Below are 23,126 nucleotides of genomic sequence, written 5' to 3' on the forward strand. Positions count from 1 at the left end.
TCATGACACAAGTTATTCAGCGACGCCGAGAACGTCGTTACTTGGAACGATTCGCATTCTACCTTTCGTGCAGTATGATTGTTTTGATGTTTATTTTATGTTTGGCTTCTTACTTTACCTCGCAGGATCCTACAGCGGTTGATTTAACGCAACGATTCCAACCGCCGAGTGCAGCCCATTGGGCAGGGACCGATCAATTCGGACGCGATATATTAACGCGAATTATGTATTCGATGCGTTCATTTATTATGATTAGTATGGGTGCGGTTTTGGTAGGAGCGACGCTAGGCTCCTTAATTGGCTTAGTGGCCGGTGTGGCCCGTCCAGGATGGCGCCGTCTTATGATGAGTGTGGTGGATGGATTTATTGCTTTTCCAGGTATTTTATTAGCGCTATTAATTATTTTTATTTTAGGGAAAGGCCAATGGAACACAGTGGTGGCAATCAGCTTGATGTTGATGCCCACTTTTGCCAAATTGGCCTATAGTACGACCATAGAAGTTATAGACAAAGACTTTGTAAAAGCAGCCTATAGTTATGGCTTAAGCCGCTGGGAAATACTTTTCCGACACGTCTTACCTTTCTATGTTCCGAAGTTAATTACCCAAGCGTCGGGCAGTGTTGCTAGCAGTATGATGATTGAATCGAGCTTATCTTTCTTAGGACTCGGTGTCCAACCACCGAATGCCAGTCTCGGCTTAATGATGAACGAAGCGCAGCAGTATGCGTTACTTTACCCGTATATGATTTTACCTACAGGAATTGTACTGGTCAGTGTGGTATTAGCATTTATTATGTTAGGTGACAGTCTCAATGACCGTTGGCAATTACGGATGGAGGTGTGGGATGACTAACTTATTAGACGTTCAAAACTTATCCGTTTTTGATGAGCACGACCTTCCCCTACTAAATCAAATTAACCTATCGATTCCAAGTTGTCAGGCACTGGGAATCGTTGGTGAGTCAGGTTCGGGTAAAAGCTTACTAATCAAAACCTTATTAGGTTTGCTTCCAGATAATTTAAGTGCTTGTTATGATCATTTAGCTCTTGAGACGGTTAATTTTTATCAAATGGCTCCCGATAAATTACGAACATTTCGTGCGCTCGAGATAGGTTATATTCCCCAAAATACAATGGAATACTTACACCCTTTGTTGACGATTGAGGAACAATTAACCGATGGTTATCGGACGCATTTGAAGGCGAGTGGAGCCGAGGCACGTCAACGTGCCTTAGAGTTGTTAGAACAAGTAGAAATTAAGCACCCTGAAAGGATATTGAAAGCTTTACCGCGTGACTTAAGTGGTGGGATGCGTCAACGTGTGCTGATTGCGATGGCTTTAATCAATCAACCCCACTTAATGATTGCGGATGAACCGACGACAGCTCTTGATGCTAAAGTTCAATATCAAGTCATGGAATTATTAGCCAAAGCTCAACAACAAGGCTGTCGTAATTTAGTCATTATTTCGCATGATTTGCACTTAATTCAAAAATATTGCGATTATGTCATTGTGATGCAACAAGGAGAAATTCGGGAAGTCGGGCCGACCGAGACAGTGTTTGGACAACCTCAATCCCCTTATACGCAAGCTCTATTAAACGTGCGGCTCGATCTGTCACAAGACCCGGATCAACCACTTCTCGATGTCCGTCATTATTTATCGCCGGACGCAAAGCCAGTCTCTCAGGAGGTTGAAAATGTTACAAGGAATTGAACTTAATAAAACATTTCAAGGGCGAGGAGGTTGGCTATCCTCCGCCTCTCAGCCGATTGTAGCAGTCGATCAAGTCTCGTTGGAATTGAATCCTAAAGAAACGGTTGGTTTAGTCGGTGAGAGTGGCAGTGGCAAGTCCACTTTAGGCGAACTATTAGGAGATTTGCAGCGTCCGACGTCGGGACAAGTTTGTTATCGTGGTCAAGATATCCAATCGATGGACCGAGAAGCGTATGCGAATTATCGGCGCAATGTGCAATTTGTTTTCCAAAGTCCACACACGTCGATGAATCCGACCTATACGATTCAACACGTGCTTGAAGAGCCATTACGTAAATTAACTAATTTTACTGAACATGAACGTATCGAAAAGATGGAAGCGATGATGGAACAAGTCGGGCTTCCCGTGCGTTACTTGAGTCGATACCCTCGCCAACTGTCCGGCGGACAATGCCAGCGCGTGGCAATCGGGCGAGCACTACTTTTGAATCCAGAAATATTGATCTGTGACGAATGCGTCTCAGCCTTAGATGTCTCTGTTCAAGCGCAAATCTTAAATTTATTAAATCAACTTCAAGAAATTTACGGAACAACGTATTTATTTATTTCGCATGATTTAGCGGCGGTTAAATACATCTCGGATCGAGTCTTAGTAATGCAACACGGTCAAGTCGTTGAGTCTGGGCCGACGGAACAAGTTTTAACCCAACCAGAGCATGCGTATACTAAGCAACTTTTACACTATCATCAACTCATTCATTAATGGGTCAAAGGCAGGAGGAATATTATGAAATGGACGGTTGTAGGCTATTACGGAGGTTCATTAAAAGCAGGTAAAGCAGCTTCTGGGTACTTACTCGAAGCGAAGGAACCGATTTTGATTGATTGTGGCTCTGGGATTGTCTCGACGCTTCAACAGCGAATTGATTTAAATCAAATTAATCATGTCGTCTTATCGCATTACCATTGGGATCATTTTAGTGATCTAGGAGCGCTCATCTATCATCGGGTGATTCAACAAGAACTAGGGATGACTCAACAACCCTTGCATCTATATGGGCAAGTTATCGAGCCGTATTATGAGTTATTGAGTCAGTATGACTGTGTGGAATTTCATCCGATTGAATCGGGGCAACCCTTCGAAGTAGTGGGAGTCCAGTTTACCCCAGCATTCACCCACCACCCCGTACCTTGTCTCGCTTTTAGCATCCAAGATTCAGATCATAAGATATTTTATGGGGCGGATGGAGAATATGCCCCGGAGCTCATTCCGTTAGCGCAAGACAGTGATTTATTGGTTATCGAAGCGAGTCTGTACTCAGAAATTTCTGGAGAAGCGTCAGGGCATATGAATGCGCTGGATGCGGCACAGTTTATTGTCGAGACCGAACCGAAGCAAGCGATACTCACCCACTTGCCAATATATGGTGATCCCGAAGAAATTTTAGAAGTCGTGCTTGAACGAACTGCGATTCCGGTACATTTAGCTGAGAGTTGGTTTACTGTTGATTTAAAATAACATGCGGCAAGATTATAAATTGACTTCTTCATTGATTTTAGGTAAATTAAGCTTGTAGTTAACATGCTTTACAGAAAAGGAGATACTATGAATAAGGGAATTGTGAAAGGGATTGCAGCCAGTGATGGGTATGCTATTGCCCCTGTTTATGTACTAAAAGATCCGGATTTAAGCTTTGAAACTGAACAAGTTTCAGATTCAGCTGCAGAAATTGAACGCTTCAAAGCGGCGGTAGCGCAGTCACGTGAAGAAGTTCAACGAATTCAAGAACAAGCCAAAGCAAATCTGTCAGCAGAAGAGCTTCAAGTTTTTGATGCGCATTTAATGTTTTTAGCCGATCCAGAATATGTCGGACAGATTGAATTAGTGATTGAAAGCGAAAAAATTAACGCAGAAGCAGCGTTACAACAAGTAAGTACGATGTTTATTACAATGTTCGAGTCCATGACAGACAATGCTTATATGCAAGAGCGAGCGGCCGACATTCGTGACGTCTCACAACGAATTTTAGCGAGTCTATTAGGTGTGGAACTTGCTTCTCCGGCAGCAATTGCACATGAAGCGATCTTGGTCGCAGAAGATTTAACGCCAAGTGATACGTCACAATTGAATAAGCAATTTGTTAAAGCCTTTGTGACAAATATCGGAGGACGTACATCACACTCTGCGATTATGGCACGCTCACTTGAGATTCCAGCGATTGTAGGGACAAAGACAATTACTGAAGAAGTACAACACGGTGACTTAGTTATTGTTGATGCGCATGAAGGAATGGTAATTCTCAATCCAACCGAGCAACAAGTTGAAGAATATCAACAAAAGATGGCTAAAGAAGCTGAATTCCGTGCGGAATTAGAGACATTACTCGACGCTGAATCTACCACCAAAGACGGTCATCAAGTCGAAGTAGCGGCAAATATTGGGACACCGAAAGATATGGCCGGTGTCTTGAAGAACGGCGCTGAAGGGGTCGGACTTTACCGTACTGAATTCTTATATATGGACTCGGCTGATTTCCCAACTGAAGAAGAGCAATATGACGCGTATAAGACCGTGCTAGAACAAATGGACGGCAAACCAGTTGTAGTTCGAACGATGGATATTGGTGGGGACAAAGAGCTCGATTATCTTGACTTACCAGACGAGATGAACCCATTCTTAGGCTACCGAGCCATTCGTATCTCATTAGACCAGACAGAGATGTTCAAGACACAGTTACGCGCTTTACTTCGCGCTTCGGTTCATGGATTACTTCGCATTATGTTCCCAATGATTGCGACGGTAGACGAGTTCCGACAAGCCAAAGCAATCTATGAAGAAGTGAAAGCCGAGCTTGACCAAGAAGGCATCGCCTATGCTGATACCATTCAACTCGGAATTATGATTGAGATTCCAGCGGCAGCGTTGATGGCCGATCACTTTGCTAAAGAAGTCGATTTCTTCAGTATTGGAACGAATGACTTAATCCAATATAGTATGGCAGCCGACCGGATGAACGAACGTGTCTCTAACTTGTATCAACCGTATAACCCAGCTATCTTGCGCTTAATCAAGTTCGTCATTGATAATGCGCATGCTGAAGGCAAATGGGTTGGTATGTGTGGTGAGATGGGTGGCGATCCTGTCGCAACACCGCTACTACTCGGTATGGGACTTGACGAATTCTCAATGAGTGCAGGTAGTGTCTTACGCATTCGTCACTTAATCCGCAACGCAAACTATGCGGATTGCCAAGCGCTTGTTGAACGCGCACTGACTGAGTGTGCTTCTTCTGAAGACGTGGTAAAATTATTAAATGAATTTCATCAATAATCGATTGACTAAGTTGCTCCGCCAAATGCATTGGCGGGGTTTTTCTATGAATTCGTAACCCATTCGCTAAAATCATCAATTAATAGATGAAAAAAATGAAGATATTTGAGATAATAAGAAAGAACATTAGGAAAGGGGATTAATATCTACATGTACAATGAAAAAGATACCGTCGCCGTTAACGCGCTGCGTGCGTTAAGTGTTGAACAAATAGAACAAGCCAATTCTGGGCATCCTGGGCTACCACTGGGTGCTGCACCGATGGCCTATGCAGTTTGGGCAGGTCATTTGAATGTTAATCCAGCTGTAACGGATTGGGTGAACCGTGACCGCTTTATTTTATCTGCAGGACATGGTTCAGCTTTGTTATACAGTTTATTACATTTAAGTGGGTTTGATGTGACTTTAGATGATTTGAAGTCATTCCGCCAATTAGGAAGTAGAACACCAGGGCATCCGGAAGTGAATCATACACCGGGTGTTGAAGTGACCACTGGACCTCTTGGACAAGGGATTGCGCAAGCGGTTGGTTTTGCATTAGCGGAGACCCACGCTGCAGCATTATACAACACCGATGAATATCCAGTGATTGACCACTATACGTATGCATTAATCTCAGATGGAGATTTAATGGAAGGTATTTCTTACGAGGCGTGTTCTTTTGCAGGACATAATAAGTTAGATAAGTTGATTGCAGTCTATGATAGTAATGATATTTCATTAGACGGTGACTTGGACATGGCCTTCAATGAAGATATTAAGCAGCGTTTTGAAGCTCAAAATTGGCATTACCAACTCGTTGAAGATGGTAATGACCTAGACGCGATCCATCAAGCGATTGAAGCAGCTAAACAACATAAAGGTCAACCATCGTTAATCGAGATTAAAACGGTGATTGGTTATGGTTCACCAGATCAAGGAACTTCGAAAACCCACGGTGCGCCACTGGGAGAAGAGAACTGGGGCGTGACGCGTGAATTCTTAAAATGGACCCAAAACACGTTCGAAATTACACCAGAGATTCATGCAACGTACAAAGAACGCGTGATTGACCGCGGTCAAGCGAAGTACAATGAATGGATGGAAATGTACCAAGCATACAAGGTAGCCCATCCTGAATTAGCAGAGACGTTAGAAATTGCATTCCGTCGTGAGTTACCAGCTGATTACGATGCTGCCTTAACATTCGCAATGCCGGATACGAAAGCTGACGCAACTCGCTCTAGCTCAGGCAAGGTTCTAAATCAATTAGCGGAATCTATTCCATTCTTATGGGGTGGATCTGCCGACTTAGCTGGATCAAATAAGACAACGATTAGCTCTTCTGGAGATTATTCACCAGCAGCACCTGGCGAGCGCAACTTGTGGTATGGGGTACGCGAATTTGCGATGGCAGCCATTATGAACGGAGCAATGTTACACGGTGGTACGCGTATTTTCGGTGGAACATTCTTTGTCTTCTCGGATTATCTGAAGCCAGCAGTTCGTCTATCAGCCTTATCTCAAATTCCAGCAATTTATGTGCTGACACACGATTCGATTGCGGTAGGTGAAGATGGACCAACACACGAACCAATCGAACAATTGGCAGCTTTCCGTGCGATGCCGAACTTGAATGTCATCCGTCCAGCAGACTACAACGAGACATTAGTAGGTTGGAAAATTGCGGTTGAATCGAAAGACCGTCCAACTTTACTAGTATTAACACGTCAAAACGTTCCAGTCTTAGAACACAGTGCGGAATATGCTGAAGAAGGTGTTCGTCGCGGAGCATATATTGCTTCACCGGCTCAATCGGGTCACGGAGAAGGAATTCTAATCGCAGCGGGATCGGAAGTAGCTTTAGCGATTGAAGCTCAATCGAAGTTACGCGAAGAAGGCATCGATGTTTCGGTTGTTTCAATGCCTGCTGAAAACCGTTTTGCAGAACAAGACGCTGCTTATCAAGAAAGTATCTTACCGTCAGACGTGACGCGCCGTGTAGCGATTGAGATGGGAGCTACTTATGGTTGGCATAAATACACCGGTTTAAACGGTGCGGTGATTGGAATCGACCGCTTCGGTGCATCTGGTAAAGGTGAAGAAGTTGTTGAACACTTTGGTTTTACAGCAGACAATATTGTTTCAACTTACAAGAAATTGAAATAAGCTAACTGCACATTGATGAAAATATAATTGAAAAAAACACCCCCCTTTTCAAGCTCTGCTAATTGTTGAGAATTTGAAGGGGGTGTCTTTGCTTGTTAAATAAGGGGATAAAGTTATAAAAGGGTTTGCAAAAGTGCATTCAATATGGTAAGATTTACTCACTTAATGCGTATAAAGTTTGATATAAAATAATCAGTGGTCATTCGAAATAGTAAGTGATGTAAGCGGTGCAAGTAGCATACGCTTTTTGCGTGTATAATGACCAATGATATCGCTGGGGCGACTCAGGCTAGGCAGTATTTAAAAAAGATGGATCTGGAGGAATAGTGATGGTTGAACTTAAGTTAAATCATATTTATAAAAAGTACGATGGCGCAGAAAAATATTCGGTAACGGACTTTAATTTGGATATTGAAGACCGTGAATTTATTGTATTTGTTGGGCCTTCAGGTTGTGGAAAATCAACAACAATACGGATGATTGCAGGACTTGAAGATATTACTGAAGGCGAACTGATTATCGACGGACAAGTCGTCAATGATGTTCCACCGAAAGACCGTGATATCGCCATGGTATTCCAAAACTATGCACTCTACCCACATATGACGGTATACGATAATATGGCTTTTGGTCTAAAGTTACGTAAAGTTCCAAAAGAGGAAATTGACCGTCGCGTTCGTGAAGCCGCAGAAATTCTAAGCTTAACTGAATACTTGAACCGTCGACCTTCAGAATTATCCGGTGGACAAGCTCAGCGGGTTGCACTGGGACGTGCGATTGTTCGTGAAGCGAAAGTCTTCTTAATGGACGAGCCGCTGTCAAACTTAGATGCGAAGTTAAGAGTTCAAATGCGTGCTGAAATTGCGAAGCTACATAAACGGATTAAAACCATTACGATTTACGTAACCCATGACCAGACTGAAGCAATGACGATGGCAGACCGAATTGTCATTATGAAAGATGGCTTTATCCAACAAATTGGTTCACCAAGTGAAGTTTATAATTATCCAGATAATGTTTTTGTGGCTTCATTTATCGGTTCACCAGCGTCCAATATTTTCGAAGTAATTTATAATGATGGTCGAGTTACGACGGAATCAGGCATTGATGTTGCCGTTACTGAACCACAGAAAAAATTACTCGAAGAGCATGTTGGTAATGGCCAGAGAGTGATTATGTCGATTCGACCTGAAGATATTCAAGCCGAACAAATCTTCCTGGATGCAAATCCTGATTCAATTATTGAAGCCGAAGTGGTTGTTTCAGAGATGTTAGGAGCAGAATCCATCTTATATTCTCAAGTTGGCGATGTTGAGATTATCGCTAAAGTTGATGCGCGTGACTTCCATGAACCTGGTTCTCACGTTCAACTAGGACTGAATATGAATAAAGCGCACTTCTATGATGTAGAGACCGAAGAAGTTATTCGTTAATTAAACTGAAACGATTCAAACGTTCACTCAATTCGAGTGGACGTTTTATATTTTACTTGACCCATTTATCTAATTGGCGGTCGCTCGCTAATACAAAATGATTAAGTCGAACCTCGTGATATTTTAAAGGTTCACTGAATTCTTCGTGTTGATAGATTAATCGCTTGCGATGCGCTTCTGATCTCGGGTTCGGTTGCGGAATAGCTGAAAGTAGTGATTTCGTATAAGGAGGCACAGGGTGGTGATAGATATCGTCAGCAGAAGCGAGTTCTAATATTTTCTCATGATACATTACCGCAATTCGGTCGCTAATATATTTGACCATGGATAGGTCATATGCAATGAAAAGATAGGTTAAATTCTTTTCTTTCTTAAAATCTAAGAGCATCAACGTTAGCAATGGATGGAGTCCCACTATAATTTGGTTAATGAGTTTCTATTTAAAATTCAAACCAACTTATTGCGCCCTAAAATAGATTGTGTTACGATGACATTGCTAACGCATTGTGTTTTATTTCACATATGTAATTGGTATAAAAAATAGAAGGGAGGATTTGTTAAGATGATGCTATTGGGATACTGCTATTGAGCGATGTCATCTGTCAGTTGGATGAATAAATTAGGACAGAAGCTTAAGCTATAATGAGTTTTGACAGGCGACTGATTAAAGCTTAAGCCTCCGTCCGAAAAATATTGTTGCTCTGAGCAATTAAGCAGACTTTAAATTAGTTATGATTTATACTAAGCAATCGAGGGGGAATGAAAATGAAAAAAATCTTTAAATTATTGATGTTATCGATACTCTTAGTCACGAGTGGCGTGAGTGGTGTAACAGCTTGGGCACAAGCAGATGATACCTTTATATATGCCATCTCAGGTGATCCATTGTCGATTAACCCGATCACAACGTCAGACCGTTGGGGATTAACGACTACCAATATGATTTTCTCACCATTAATTCGTGTTGAAGGTGACGGTAGCCATAAGTTCGAATTAGCAGAGGATATTCAAGTTGCTGAAGATGGATTGACCATTACAGTGAAGTTAAAAGAAGGCGTTACTTGGTCAGATGGTGAACCATTTACAGCTGAGGATGTTGTTTTCACTTATGAGACGAAAGCTGACAAAGCAAATGGTAATGCTGACAAATTATGGGTAGGCGACCAACCGATTGAATTCGTAGCGGTAGACGATCATACGGTAGAATTCAAATTACCAGAAGTCAATGCAGCGGCAGTCAATAATATTGCAACAGAAACTTACATTATTCCAAAGCATATTTACGAAGGTGAGCCTGATTTCTCAGTCAATGAATTACGCGCCTCTCCTGTAGGAACGGGTCCGTATAGACTAAAGGAATACCGTCAGGGTGAATACTTAGCATTCGAAGCGAATGAATCCTACTATGGTGGTAAACCGAAGATCAAAAATATTGTTTTCCGAATTATTGCGAATGCGGACACAGCAAAAGTAGCTTTACAAAAAGGGGAAGTCGACGCGTCCATTATTATGCCAGCAGATATTGCGGATTATGAAAATCAACCGGTGAATATTCACACGTATAGTGAGAACCGTGTGGGTTACATTGGGGTGAATACTAATACGCTAGATGATGTAAAAGTACGTCAAGCTATTTTCGCCGCATTAAACCGTGACGAAATGAACTTAGCAGCTTATTTAGATTCAGAGTATTACCATAACGCATACTCATTCTTACCGCCACAAAACCCATACTACACAGAAGATGTGAACAAGCATGAAGGTGGCGCAGAAAAAGCTAAAGAACTATTGCAAGAAGCCGGTGTTGAAGGATTAAAAATCACTCTAGGTTATACTGCAAATGACCCTGTTCAAACAATGGTGGCTACTTTAGCACAACAACAACTACTTCAAGCAGGTATTGATTTAGAGCTGAAAGGAATGGACGGCGCAGCGCTTTATGCTGAGACAAGCAAGCCAGACCAAACCTCTTTAGACCTCTTTATCGGAGGCTATATTATGGGAACAGACCCTGATTTCTATACACCACTCTTCACATCGGATGGTGCGTATAACACCTTCAAATATGCGAATGAGCAAGTTGATGAGCTATTTGAAGCTGGGGCAAAAGAAATTGATGATTCAAAACGAAAAGAAATCTACCATGAGTTACAACAAGTCTTAATGGACGATGCTGTGATCTATCCATTAGTAGATAATTTGAAAGTTTTTGCAGTCAATGAGCGTATCGATGGCATTGAAGATGCTCGCTTTGTGCCAATTTATACTATGGAAGATATGTCAAAATTATTTATTAAATAATATAGCATCAAATTGATGCGAATCGGTGGGTGCATGGGAACAAATCTATATTTGTTAACGTGCACCTTCTATTATTCGAAGGAGAAGATTATGCTTAAATTTATTGGCAAGAGAATATTGCAAATGATTCCGCTATTGCTAATTATCTCTTTTATTGTATTTAGTCTAATCTATGTAGCGCCATATGATGCAATCGATGCGATTGCAACGCCGAACATGTCGCCGGATCAGATTGAATTATTGAGACAAAAGCATGGGCTCGACCAGCCTTTTTTATTGCAATATTTTTTCTGGATTAAAAATATTTTAACGGGAGACTTAGGGTCTTCAATTATTACACAAAAACCGATTGCGGCCGAATTAGCTAAGCGAATTCCGAATACGATTAAGTTGGTTTTACCTGCTTATGTGACGTCATTTATTTTAGCAATTATTTTAGGCTTGGTAGCGGCTGCTAACAAAGGTCGTTGGTTAGATCGATTGTTAGATAATATCAACACGATTGGGATTTCAATTCCGCCATTTTGGTTTGCGATGTTGATGATTTATTTACTGGGTTATCGATTGAATGTCTTCCCGATTGTTGGAATGCATTCGGTAGGGCAAGAAGATTCATTTAGTGACTTTATGGCTCACTTCTTTATGCCATATATCGTCTTAGTCGTAGCGATGTTCCCAGATTTAACACGTTATATTCGCGCTTCGGCGATGACACAGCTGAATCTCGATTATGTTCAAGTTCAGCGTTCTCTTGGCGCGAGTCGAGTAGAAATTTTTAGTAAGCATATTAGCCGGAATGTTTTACTGCCATTAGTCACACAGATTGGGTTTGCGTTACCGATGTTAGTAACCGGAGCCATTATTAGTGAGACCATTTTCCAATGGCCAGGTGTTGGACCGTACTTTATGACAGCAACGAAACAGTTGGATTATCCCGTGATTATGGCTGTAATGCTATTATCTGCGACCCTCGTGATTATTGGTAATCTGTTAGCGGATATTTTGTATACGATCGTGGATCCACGAATTCGACAAGGAGGCGAGCGTTAATGTTTATGCGAAAATTAAAACGAGCGCTCTACTTGCGCCCGGCATATTGGATAGCCATCGTTATACTGGCAGCACTGATTGTCTTATCTGTAAGTGCGCCTTTATTCTCGATAGATCCTAATGCAACCGACGTAACGAACATGATGCAACCTCCTTCCGGTGCTCATTGGTTTGGGACGGATGAATTGGGACGTGATTATTTTATTCGTGTCTTATACGGTGGTCGTGTCTCGCTATATGTAGGGGTTATATCGATGTTAGCAACGACATTAATTGGTCTAATCATCGGTTTAATTTCAGGTTATTTTGGGGGATGGGTTGACACATTGTTAATGCGTTTAGTGGATATTTTATCTTCAATCCCGTGGCTCGTCCTTGTGATTGTGTTAAGTGTCTTTATGAAGCCCGGGCTGACAACGATTATTATTGTGATCGGCGGATTTTCTTGGATGTCATTAGCGAGACTGGTTCGTGCTGAGACGTTAGCGTTGAAGGAGCGAGATTATGTGGTTTATGCACAATTTATTGGGATTAATCCTGTCAAGATCATGATTCAGCATATCCTACCTGGCGTTGTTCCTACGATGCTAGTTGCGTCTACAGCAAGTATTGCGGGTGCTATTATGACGGAGTCTTCTCTATCATTCTTAGGAGTCGGGCTACAACCACCGCATGCATCATGGGGAAGCTTACTTCAAAATGCGCAGTCGAGCTTGCAACGAGCTCCGCATATGGCGTTGATCCCCGGGTTACTTATTATGTTAACAGTTTATGGATTTAACCAACTGGGACATTTACTAAGAGATACGTATGAAATGGAGGATTTACATGAATAAGCAAACAACTTATCGAGATCCCATTGTCGCCTTTGACAATTTAACGATTCATACGAATAAAAAAGGGCTTCCTAATCGCGAATTAGTACATTCAATCAGTACGAGTTTCGCTAAAAATAAGATTACCGGTGTTGTCGGCGAGTCCGGTTCTGGTAAAAGTATCTCGATGAAATCAATTATGGGGATGCTACCGGAGGGATTGGAAAGTCACTTTGACCAATATCGATTTGACGGCGATGCAGTTCAGAGTAAGAATCTACTTGATTTACCGATTTCGATGATTTTTCAAGACTCGAATGTGTCACTCAATCCTCTGCGTAAAGTGAACTATCATTTACTTGAAGTGATTGAGCGGTTCCATCATTTAACGGGAGACAAGGCGGAGCAACGTATGCTTGAAGAGTTACGCTCTGTCGGAATCAAAGATGCCGAACGTGTTGCGAAGCAATATCCTTTTGAACTATCCGGAGGAATGCGTCAACGCGTGATGATTTGTATGGCTTTATTAAAGCGACCGAAGTTATTAATTGCGGACGAACCAACCACGGCGTTAGATGTGACGATTCAAAAGCAAATTTTAGATTTAATTGTTCGAAAGAAACAATCCGAAGATTTGAGTGTGATTTTTGTGACGCATGACTTAGGCGTGGTTGCAGAAATCTGCGATGAAGTGAAAGTGATGTACGACGGAGTCATTGTTGAAGAGGGAAGCTTAGAGGATGTTTTCTATCGTCCAGCGCACCGTTATACTCGTGAATTGATTAAGGCCATCCCACGTGGAGTGAATGGTGAGAGACTATATACGATGGAACGACAAATTTTATCGGAATCTGAAAAACAAGGAATTCTTGTCAATGTGTCCGATGATAATTTAGAGACACCCCACCGCGTATTGAAAGGAGTGGACGAAACCGCATGATTACCATAGAAAATCTTAGCAAGGTGTATGAGAAAAAAGATATCTTCGGCCAAACGTTGTCTAAAGTTACCGCCTTAAACGACGTCAACTTGGAAATTCGTCAGGGTGAGACACTCGGCTTAGTAGGTGAATCTGGCTCAGGTAAGTCCACATTAGGAAATATTATTTTAGGTCTGGAATCACCCACTTCAGGGCAAGTGCTTTATGAGGGGCAGGAGATTGATGCGGCCTTACGACGTGAGATTCAAAAAGAATTAAAGTTTCAGCCTATTTTCCAAGATCCCTATTCAGCGATGAATCCGAATCGTTCAGCGTTAGAGATTGTGGCTGAACCACTCACGCTGACTTATTCAATGGCTGAGGCGAAACAGCTGGCAGGTAAGATGTTAGAGGAGGTGGGAATTCTTCCCGCTGATTTTAATAAGCGACCGCATGAATTTAGTGGCGGCCAACGTCAACGGATCGTTATTGCGCGGTCAATTGTGACCGACCCGCAATTTGTTGTTTGCGACGAGCCTGTGTCTGCGTTAGATGTGTCGATTCAAGCACAAATTATTAATTTGTTAATGGATTTACAGAAAGAGAAGGAGTTAACCTATCTATTTATTTCGCATGACTTGGCAATGGTTCGCAGTATTAGTCAACGGATTGCGGTCATGTATCTAGGAAATATTGTGGAATTGGCGGATACCGAGGATATCTTCAATCATCCGCAACACCCATATACTCGAAAATTATTGGAAGCCATCCCGCTGCCGGATCCGCGTGAAGCCCGATTGCGACAAGCCAATAAGGAACATCGCATTCCAGCCGAAATTACGATTGGAACCCGTTGGGAAGAAGTCCGACCGAATCATTGGGTGTTGTTGGATTAGAAGTTGAGAGTAAAGAAACGGACTGATTCCGTTTCTTTTTTTGTTCAATGAAATTGAAATCAAAAAAGGTATGTGATAACATTAACTTGCAATAAAGTTGCGAGCAAATATATAGGAGGTGGTAAATTGATTAGCATTATTGAGAACAGGTGAGTCATAGTAAATTGTGGCAGATGTGCCCTATTATCAAAGTTACTCTTAGGTTTTAATGAGTTAGAATGATAATTGATTAAAGCCTAAGAGTAATATAAGTTGGAAAGAAAAAAGGAGGAGTTAAAATGAAAAAAACCTTGAAAATATTTATGAGTTTTATATTATCTGCATTAATGATTAATCCTTTAGGAATTTTTGCTGTAACTAATGTCAATATTGCAACTACCGGTGATAATAAACCATATACTTATGTAGATGAAGATGATCAATTAACAGGATATGACATTGAGCTTGCGCGATTAATTTTCGAAAAATTAGAAGATTATGATATTAATTTTGAAATTACAACATTTGATAGCTTGTTCACGGGATTATCGTCCGGAGTATATCAAATGGGTGCAAGTATGTTGAGTTATAATGATGAAAGAAGTGAAAATTACTACTATTCGCGTCCTATCAATGAGTCGCCTTACTATTTTGTTTACAGAAAAGGTGATGAAAAACTCGACAATTTAACGCAATTTGCTGAAAAAGGTATGGTATTTTATGGACTGCCAGGTATATCGGCATCTATTATGATGGAAAATTGGAATGCATCTCAAGATGATGATAAAAAAATTGAAATTTATTATATCGATGGATCTGGAGGTCAAACCTTCTTGGGCGCTTTAGATAATGGGATTATTGATTTTACAGTATTTGAAGCACAATTATTAAATAACTTTAGGGCTTCTAATGAGAAGGTTGATGAAAAAGTAGATTATACTCTAATTGACGATAAAGTTTTAGAGGGATTACCTCAAGAAAAGATTGATGAGTTCGTAGGAAATGCGCAGACTTATTTTGTATTTCCTAAAACAGAAGAAGGTAAAAAATTGCGTGATGCAGTGGATGAAATTTTATTAGAGTTTTATAAAGATGGGACGCTTGAAAAGCTCCAAGAAGATATTTTAAAAGAAAATCAGCTTCCAAAACCAGAAAATATGGAAAAACAAACGAATTAATTATGTTAAAAATAAATGAGGTGCCATTCTAAACTATGGCACCTTTATTTAGGAGGAAATAATGAGTAGTTTTTTTGATATAGGATCTGTATTTTCACAAATGCCACTATTATTGGAGTATCTTGGTACCACTATAGTGTTAGCGGTTTTGTCTATGATACTAGGTATAGTATTAGGTTTTATTATAGCTATAGTTCGACAGAAAAAAATTCCGATTTTAAATACCTTATCAATAGTATATGTATCTTTTGTAAGAGGAACCCCAATTATTATTCAATTATACATTGCCTATTTTGGGATACCTATTTTTTTAAGATATATTAACTATAAACTGGGCTTGGAGCTTCAACTTGGAGGCATACCGCATATGTTTTATGCCATTACGGCATTAGGAATTAATCAATCGGCTTATTTATCCGAGAGTTTTAGATCAGCACTATTATCGGTGGACCAGGGCTCAATTGAAGCAGGTTTGACAATTGGTATGAGTAATGTACAAGTTGCTAGAAGGATTATTATACCAGAAGCGCTCTCAGTTGCTTTGCCGAATATAGGTAATTCATTCATCAGTCTTTTAAAAGGAACATCGTTAGCTTTTTCGAGTGGAGTAATTGAAATGACTGCAGCGGCAAAGATAATTGGTGGAAGAACGTATCGATTCATTGAAGCTTACGTTGCATTAGCAATCATTTATTGGATTTTAACAATAATTTTAGAGCTAATATTTTCATTTATAGAAAAGAAAATATCGATACCGGAAGAGTCTCCTGATATTCTTTAAGAAGAGAGGTAATTTCAGATGATAAAGGTTGAGCATTTAACAAAAAAATTTGGTAATACTGTTATTTTAGATGATTTATCATTTGAAGTAAAAGAAGGAGAAATCATCGGAATTATTGGATCTTCAGGTTCTGGTAAATCAACATTATTAAGGTGCTTAAATCTGTTAGAAAAACCACAAAATGGATATTTGACTATTGATAATGAAAAATTTAATTTAGCAAATCTTCAAGAAAAAGATACTTTGAGGTTACGGAAGAAAATGTCAATGGTTTTCCAAAGTTTTAATTTATTCAACAAAAAAACAGCTTTGGAAAATGTGACTGAGGGTCTAATCATTGTGCAGCGGATGGAGAAAAAAGCAGCAACAGAGAAAGCAATAAAATACTTAAGCCAAGTAGGGATGAAAGATTACGCACAGTTTTATCCAGCGCATCTATCTGGCGGGCAAAAGCAAAGGGTAGCAATTGCAAGAGCGCTTGCTTTAGAACCAGAAATAATCCTATTTGATGAGCCAACTTCTGCGCTGGATCCCGAGTTGGTAAATGAGGTGCTTAAGGTTATTCGCGAAATAAGTCAAACGCATGATTTTACAATGTTTTTAGTTTCTCATGAGATGGAATTTATTAAGTCTATATCAGATCGAGTAATGTTTTTGCACAATGGTTCAATATTAGAGTTTGCTAATCCTGAAAATATCTTTACTAACTCAAGGCATGATCGTATCCGCTCGTTTTTATCACAAATGGAACGAGAGTAGAAAAATTAAATTCATGCGATCCTGTTTGAATAAATCAAGGATGGATTTACTAATAATTTTATATCTATAGAAGGAGAAAAATATGATTAACTATGGGATATCATTGGGAAAAAGTAATAATGTTAATTCAAATGATTTCTTTGTTACAGCCGATTGGCTCCACAAAAAAATTGAAGAAGGCGGACAAGATATAGTTATCTTAGACTTCTCTTACAATAATTCAATTCAAAATGAAGATGCAAGAAAAAAACTATCTCAGATGGATGCCTCGCATCCTTTCCATCGAAAGTATGAAGAAAAGCATATACCAACAGCAATACCCATTTTTATTGGAGAGATAGAAGATAAGGAAACTTTTAATATTAAGGATGCAAATATTATAAAAGAAGTTTTGCAAAATAAAGGTATTTCAACTGACAAAACAGTCGTAGTATATTCGGATGACCAATGCATAGCAGCATATGTTGTTTTCATTATTTATTGGTTAGGAATTGATAATGTTAAATTTTTAGACGGTGGTCTCATAGGTTGGGAGGAAAAGGGCTACAATTTTGAAGAAGGAATAAATGTTGCAGCTGAACCTGGGAAGATTGATATTCAAGTACCTAAAAGACCTAATATTTTATTAAAAACACCGGATGATCTTTTAAAAGCAAAACAACAGAATCCTGATATAATCATTGCATCTGTAAGAAATTGGCAAGAATATTTGAATGAAATAAGTGGATATTCTTATGTGACAACTAGCGATAACATGGAGGTGGCAGGCGCGGTATATGCGAAGTCAAGTTATCATAATGACTGTGCATATTTCGTAAACAAAGAATTTGTTTATGACTCTCCTGAAGCAATGAAATCATGGCGTGAATGGGGAATCAATCCTAGTGAAGAAATTGTATTTTATTGTGGAGGAGGATATCGAGCAGCTCTTGTGTTTTTCATTGCTAAAACATTAGGATTCGATAAAGTTCGAATGTTTCAAGGCGGATCATTTCAATGGAATAAATATCATCGAATTAATCCTAAAAAATATCCTGTTCAAGTGGGGGATCCGCGAACCAATAAATTTAAAATAATTGATGGTTAGTTGTTATTATTTATAAGTATTTGAATAAAAAAACATATATGCTTATGACTCAAGAGAGAAATTAAAAACTTGGGGTTCTATAATGTGATGAAAGTTCTAAAAGACAGGGAAGAGATTTTATAAATCATTTGCTGTTATGATGTGTAAAAATACGTTATAGAAGATGTTGAGGAAAGAACAGCTATTTTGGATGATACTTAGGCTAATAATACTCATTATCATAATAGATACTCGGTGATATTTTTATATCATCGAGCTTTTTTGTATATTCCATAACTTGAGAGCTAGACTCAACTATTTTTTTATAACCACAATTCATGTACAATACAATTAACAGTCAAAATGAAGGAGGTTGCATGCATGGTTTTACTTAGAGAAATTTTTAGTCATCCTTTTTTTGATAAAATTGATATTGCGACAGATCGCAATGTTACATTGAATAAAGAAGTAACATCGGTTGTTTTGTCAGAAGTTCCCGACATTGAGAAATTTATTAAGCCGGGCGTCGTAGTAGTAACTACAGGAATTATTTATAAAGATATGCCTGATGAAATGATGAAGCTGATTGATTCGCTTAAGCGAGTGCATGCGGTGGCGCTAGGCTTTAAGGTTGGGCGTTTCTTTGATGAGATCCCACAAAATATTGTCGACTATGCCGATGAACAAGGATTGTTAGTCTTTCGCGTGCCCGAAGGGATCTTCTTAATTGATGTAGTAAATCAAATTCAAAATATGATTCAAGGTACCGATGATTTGAGCTTTGCTTTGAATATTCAGAAGCAGTTGACTGATTTGATTTTCCGAGAAGCGTCGCAGCAATTTATTATTGATCGTTTTGCAGAAATTGTTGGTACACCGGTTCTATTAATTTCGCCTTATTATTCGTTGGAATATGCTTCAAAAGATATTAATAAGGGGAAAAACAAATCGATCATCGATCGCGTTTTATCATTTCTTCGTGATCAAAAAATTGAAAAAGAAATGTCGATTCGTCTCCCCCTTGAAGACTCAGATCAACAAGTCATCCGCATTCGGGTTATTTCACTGAAGACCTACCAACATCATCCACATTACTTGGTAATCTTACATCCTGAGCAGTTACCTTATCCAATATCCGCCTTTACTTTCGAACAGGTTGCAGTATCCATGTCTTTCGCGCTTTATAAAGATCGCAAAGAAGCAGCCACCGAGCACGCCATTCAGTCAGAGTATTATCGACGCTTGATGGGCCTATCTAAAGTGGGACGAGTTCCGGATGAATCGCTCTTAACCGATTTAAATTATGGAATTTTGCCGACAAACTACTATCAAGTGATTCGAATTGGCGATGCCGCATCGCTGGGGTTACCATACAATAGTAGCTATGAAGAAGAGAAGATGGAGATTCTTGCCCAATGGCTACGTACCTATGCCGGTGATTATTTGAAGGGTACTGTCGTTTTTGAAGATTCGCGCAGTGATAGTCTGTACCTTATTTTACAGCAATATACTAAGAAGCTGAACGCGACACTTCACCAAATTCAGGAGCGCATTGAGGCAGATTTGAAGATGGATATCTATTTCTGTCTGGGCAATACATATTTAGATTTAAGTAAGTTAGGGTTATCCTGTAATGAAGCTAATATTGTGTATGATGAAGTTCAAAAACGAGCCGCCCACGATATTGTGAACTATCTGGATAACAACGTGTTCTATCATCTATTTGGTGAGGTAAATAGTGATGTCGTGAAATATTATTGTCAGTCTGTCTTAAAAGAGTTGGCTTATCCGAAAGACAAGCAAATGATTGAATTGCGCAATACATTGAAGACGTATTTAGGCAATCAATGTGAAATTTCTACTACCGCTAAAGAGTTATTTGTTCATCGCAACACAGTGATTTACCGGATTCAGAAATGTGAAGAAATGCTAGAGTACTCCGTTTCGGCGCCTCGGAACTCCTTAAATATCCGATTGGCTTTAGAGCTAAGTGAATAGAACTAAATAATGCTGGAACAATCCAATTTTTCCCGAAGATGATGCATCTTCGGGTTTTTGTGTGGCGTCGAACTTCATCTGGATTGCTGGAGGTGCAGTTCTGGTTTGGATAACTTCATCTCGTTCGCTTGAGATGTAGTTTTGGTTCGGTTAACTTCATCTGGGTTGCTTGAGATGTAGTTCTGTCTCAGTTAACTTCATCTCCGTTCATTGAGTTGAACAAACTCCGTGCGAAAGTTCATCTCATCCCATTGAGTTGAACAACCTCAGTGTGAAAGTTCGTCTCCGTTCATTGAGTTGAACAAACTCCGCCACAAAGTCCATCTCCACCCCCTGAGTTGAACAATCTCCGCCACAAAGTTCATCTCCGCTCATTGAGCTGAACAAACTCCGCACGAAAGTTCATCTTCACTCATTGAGTTGAACAACCTCAGCGCGAAAGTTCATCTCCGCCCCTTGAGCTGAACAAATTCAGCGCGAATAGACTTTAATCATATCAAGAGCTAACTCTAACAATATATGCTGTTAAACCATTTTAGTTAAAACAACTAAAAACGTTTTCGTTTTTTGTGCGCGGGTTGCCTAGGATAAGTTCATGATAACGATTACAGTATGAGGTGTAGATTAAGTAGGCGAGTAGGCCGAGTCATCGGATTTGGCTAAAAGCGGGGTTTAACAATAAAAGGAGGAAGATGTAAATGTTGAAGGATAAGGTCATTATCGTTACAGGTACAGCAGGTGGGTTAGGTCGATCGATGGCGATTGAATTTGCAAGTCAAGGTGCTAAAGTTGTTATTAACGACGTGCAAGAAGAAGGAATGAAAGAAACCGAACAAATGATTCTCGACAACGGCAGGACAGTTAAGTCGATTCTTGCTGACGTTTCAAGCAAAGCAGAAGGTGAAAAAATCATTGATACAGCGGTTAAAGAATTCGGTACGGTAGATGTCATCGTGAATAACGCTGCGTTATTAGCGGACTTCAAGCCGTCATTAGGCATTTCAGAAGAAGAATGGGATCGCATTATGGCCGTAAACTTGAAGGGTGTTTACTTAATGACCAACACCGCTTTACCATTAATGTTAGAAAAAGGAGCAGGAACCTTTATTAACATTTGTTCAATTGGTGGATCTATTGCGGGTGTAGGTGACGCAGCTTATATTACTGCAAAGCACGGAGTGATTGGTTATACGAAACAATTAGCCTTTAACTATGCGAACAAGGGTATCCGTGCAGTAACCCTAAGTCCTGGTTTAACGGATACACCAATGGTACGCTACGCAATTGATGCGGGACGTGAAGAAGTAATGCGTCAAATCGAAGCAACTCCAGCAGGAAATATCGGTAAAGCAGAAGATGTTGCATATTTAGCAGCATTCTTAGCAAGTGACCGTGCACGCCATATTAACGGTGTGGACTACAAGATTGACGGAGCACAATCTGTCCTTTAATTCATCGCATGACATTATAGAAAGAGAGAGAAACATGAGTAATTTATTAATTAGAAACGCACATATTAAAGACAACGAATCCGATAAAGATATTAAAGTCATTGACGGCATTATTGCTGAAATCGGAGAAAACTTAACGAACGAAGAAAAATTCGAAGAAATTGACTTGCAAGGTCAATCAATTCTACCGACACTGATTGAAAGTCATATCCATCCCGATAAAGCTTTCTTAGAAGAGCGTAAACCAAACGTCTCAGGGACACTTGACGAGGCGATGCGTAACACCGCTGAATTGAAATCAAAATACACTTATGAAGATGTATATAGCCGTGCAGAGCGTGTTATCCGCTGGTGTATTATGAATGGTTCAACGATTATGCGCGCGATTCCAGACGTGGACCCATTTGAGAAAACACTCGGCGTTCAAGTATTAGCAGATTTACGTGAAAAATATAAAGATGTGCTAGATATGCAAATTTGCTGCTTCCCACAAGAAGGAATCGTTCGTCACCCAGGTGTTTACGAAATGATGGAAGAATCGATTAAAATGGGTGCGGACGTTGTGGGGGGATGCCCTTATGCAGAAGATAACTTCGAAGGAACGAAGAAACATTTAGAAATGGTCTTTGACTTAGCACAAAAATATGACTTACCAATCGATATGCACGCAGACTTCGGTACGGATCCGAATGACCCAATGAACAACGTAGTAGAACTGATTGCCGATATGACCATCGAACGTGGTTGGGAAGGCCGTGTTTCATTAGGTCACGTAACCACTTTAGGTTCAGTTGATGTAGACCGTGCAGCGCATATTTTCGATAAGTTAGCGAAAGCTCAAATTACAATTGTGCCACTTCCTGCAACCGATATGTTTATGAACGGTCAAGCAGAGCCAGTGAATACACCAAGAGCAATGGCTCCTGTTAAACGTATGCTAGCGAAAGGTGTCAACGTTGCATACTCTACGAACAATATTCGTAATGCCTTTACACCTTTCAACAACGCAGACTTAATGGCGATTGGGTACTTACTTCAAGTTACACAACAAATGGGTTCAGCAACTGAACGTACAGCAGTCCTTGATATGGCAACGTACAACCCAGCGAAGACCTTAGGCCTTCAAGATACTTACGGTATTGAAGTTGGTAAGAATGCGGACTTTGTTGTTTATGATAACAAAGACCTAAGTAACTTAATTAACGATCAGCCGTTATTGAAATACGTTATTAAAAAAGGTGAAATTTTAGTTCAAAACGACCTAACAAGTAAGTTAGCACCAATTTTAGTAGACTAAGAAAT

At 40.0% G+C, this 23,126-nt stretch carries 20 protein-coding genes; 19 read left to right on the forward strand and 1 reads right to left on the reverse strand.

Annotation, left to right across the window (positions count from 1 at the left end; genetic code table 11):
• The first annotated feature begins 2 nt into the window (after positions 1-2).
• From HMPREF9707_RS04850 to HMPREF9707_RS04880, 7 genes are all read left to right on the forward strand, one after another.
• Positions 3-854 carry an ABC transporter permease gene (locus tag HMPREF9707_RS04850; protein ID WP_006701574.1) on the forward strand — a complete coding sequence of 284 codons (852 nt, stop codon included), beginning with the start codon at positions 3-5 and terminating at the stop codon, positions 852-854.
• Positions 847-1,719: an ATP-binding cassette domain-containing protein gene (locus tag HMPREF9707_RS04855; protein WP_006701575.1), complete on the forward strand. Its 873-nt coding sequence runs from the start codon at positions 847-849 to the stop codon at positions 1,717-1,719. The genes HMPREF9707_RS04850 and HMPREF9707_RS04855 overlap by 8 nt, the downstream gene beginning before the upstream one ends.
• Positions 1,703-2,482, forward strand: a complete 780-nt coding sequence (locus tag HMPREF9707_RS04860) for an ABC transporter ATP-binding protein (protein WP_006701576.1) — start codon at positions 1,703-1,705, stop codon at positions 2,480-2,482. Before HMPREF9707_RS04855 ends, HMPREF9707_RS04860 begins: the two co-directional genes overlap by 17 nt.
• A 24-nt stretch (positions 2,483-2,506) precedes the next feature.
• On the forward strand, positions 2,507-3,238 hold the full coding sequence (locus HMPREF9707_RS04865; protein WP_006701577.1) for an MBL fold metallo-hydrolase: 732 nt from the start codon (positions 2,507-2,509) through the stop codon (positions 3,236-3,238).
• Between the two features lie 87 nt (positions 3,239-3,325).
• Positions 3,326-5,050: a phosphoenolpyruvate--protein phosphotransferase gene (gene ptsP / locus HMPREF9707_RS04870; RefSeq protein WP_006701578.1), complete on the forward strand. Its 1,725-nt coding sequence runs from the start codon at positions 3,326-3,328 to the stop codon at positions 5,048-5,050.
• Between the two features lie 150 nt (positions 5,051-5,200).
• Positions 5,201-7,198 carry a transketolase gene (gene tkt, locus HMPREF9707_RS04875; RefSeq protein WP_006701579.1) on the forward strand — a complete coding sequence of 666 codons (1,998 nt, stop codon included), beginning with the start codon at positions 5,201-5,203 and terminating at the stop codon, positions 7,196-7,198.
• A 329-nt stretch (positions 7,199-7,527) separates the two neighbouring features.
• On the forward strand, positions 7,528-8,631 hold the full coding sequence (locus HMPREF9707_RS04880; RefSeq protein ID WP_006701580.1) for an ABC transporter ATP-binding protein: 1,104 nt from the start codon (positions 7,528-7,530) through the stop codon (positions 8,629-8,631).
• 52 nt (positions 8,632-8,683) lie between these two features.
• Here HMPREF9707_RS04880 and HMPREF9707_RS04885 read toward each other — a convergent pair whose 3' ends face one another.
• Positions 8,684-9,031 (reverse strand): ABC transporter ATP-binding protein, encoded by a 348-nt coding sequence (locus tag HMPREF9707_RS04885; protein WP_006701581.1) that lies wholly within the window; start codon positions 9,029-9,031, stop codon positions 8,684-8,686.
• 389 nt (positions 9,032-9,420) lie between these two features.
• Here HMPREF9707_RS04885 and HMPREF9707_RS04890 point away from each other — a divergent pair, with 389 nt between their 5' ends.
• The 12 genes from HMPREF9707_RS04890 to HMPREF9707_RS04945 all read left to right on the forward strand — a co-directional run bounded on the left by HMPREF9707_RS04890 (position 9,421) and on the right by HMPREF9707_RS04945 (position 23,121).
• Positions 9,421-10,932 (forward strand): ABC transporter substrate-binding protein, encoded by a 1,512-nt coding sequence (locus HMPREF9707_RS04890; RefSeq protein ID WP_232217676.1) that lies wholly within the window; start codon positions 9,421-9,423, stop codon positions 10,930-10,932.
• 90 nt (positions 10,933-11,022) lie between these two features.
• Positions 11,023-11,982 carry an ABC transporter permease gene (locus HMPREF9707_RS04895; protein ID WP_006701583.1) on the forward strand — a complete coding sequence of 320 codons (960 nt, stop codon included), beginning with the start codon at positions 11,023-11,025 and terminating at the stop codon, positions 11,980-11,982.
• Positions 11,982-12,818, forward strand: coding sequence for an ABC transporter permease (locus tag HMPREF9707_RS04900; RefSeq protein WP_006701584.1), 837 nt, complete (start codon positions 11,982-11,984; stop codon positions 12,816-12,818). Before HMPREF9707_RS04895 ends, HMPREF9707_RS04900 begins: the two co-directional genes overlap by 1 nt.
• On the forward strand, positions 12,811-13,737 hold the full coding sequence (locus HMPREF9707_RS04905; RefSeq protein WP_006701585.1) for an ABC transporter ATP-binding protein: 927 nt from the start codon (positions 12,811-12,813) through the stop codon (positions 13,735-13,737). Before HMPREF9707_RS04900 ends, HMPREF9707_RS04905 begins: the two co-directional genes overlap by 8 nt.
• Entirely contained in the window at positions 13,734-14,612 is an 879-nt protein-coding gene (locus HMPREF9707_RS04910) for an ATP-binding cassette domain-containing protein (protein WP_006701586.1), read from the forward strand. The genes HMPREF9707_RS04905 and HMPREF9707_RS04910 overlap by 4 nt, the downstream gene beginning before the upstream one ends.
• A 278-nt stretch (positions 14,613-14,890) precedes the next feature.
• Entirely contained in the window at positions 14,891-15,769 is an 879-nt protein-coding gene (locus HMPREF9707_RS04915; RefSeq protein WP_006701587.1) for a transporter substrate-binding domain-containing protein, read from the forward strand.
• A 61-nt stretch (positions 15,770-15,830) separates the two neighbouring features.
• Positions 15,831-16,550 carry an amino acid ABC transporter permease gene (locus HMPREF9707_RS04920; protein ID WP_006701588.1) on the forward strand — a complete coding sequence of 240 codons (720 nt, stop codon included), beginning with the start codon at positions 15,831-15,833 and terminating at the stop codon, positions 16,548-16,550.
• 18 nt (positions 16,551-16,568) lie between these two features.
• Entirely contained in the window at positions 16,569-17,309 is a 741-nt protein-coding gene (locus tag HMPREF9707_RS04925) for an amino acid ABC transporter ATP-binding protein (protein WP_006701589.1), read from the forward strand.
• 82 nt (positions 17,310-17,391) lie between these two features.
• A complete protein-coding gene (locus tag HMPREF9707_RS04930) occupies positions 17,392-18,396 on the forward strand; it encodes a sulfurtransferase (protein ID WP_006701590.1) in 1,005 nt (334 codons plus the stop codon).
• Positions 18,397-18,756: 360 nt separating this feature from the next.
• Entirely contained in the window at positions 18,757-20,373 is a 1,617-nt protein-coding gene (locus HMPREF9707_RS04935; protein WP_006701591.1) for a PucR family transcriptional regulator, read from the forward strand.
• 698 nt (positions 20,374-21,071) lie between these two features.
• Positions 21,072-21,824, forward strand: coding sequence for an SDR family NAD(P)-dependent oxidoreductase (locus tag HMPREF9707_RS04940; protein ID WP_006701592.1), 753 nt, complete (start codon positions 21,072-21,074; stop codon positions 21,822-21,824).
• A gap of 34 nt (positions 21,825-21,858) precedes the next feature.
• Positions 21,859-23,121, forward strand: a complete 1,263-nt coding sequence (locus tag HMPREF9707_RS04945; protein WP_006701593.1) for an amidohydrolase family protein — start codon at positions 21,859-21,861, stop codon at positions 23,119-23,121.
• The last annotated feature ends 5 nt before the right edge of the window (positions 23,122-23,126 follow it).

This window comes from Falseniella ignava CCUG 37419 (assembly GCF_000301055.1).
GTDB classification, from domain to species: domain Bacteria; phylum Bacillota; class Bacilli; order Lactobacillales; family Aerococcaceae; genus Falseniella; species Falseniella ignava.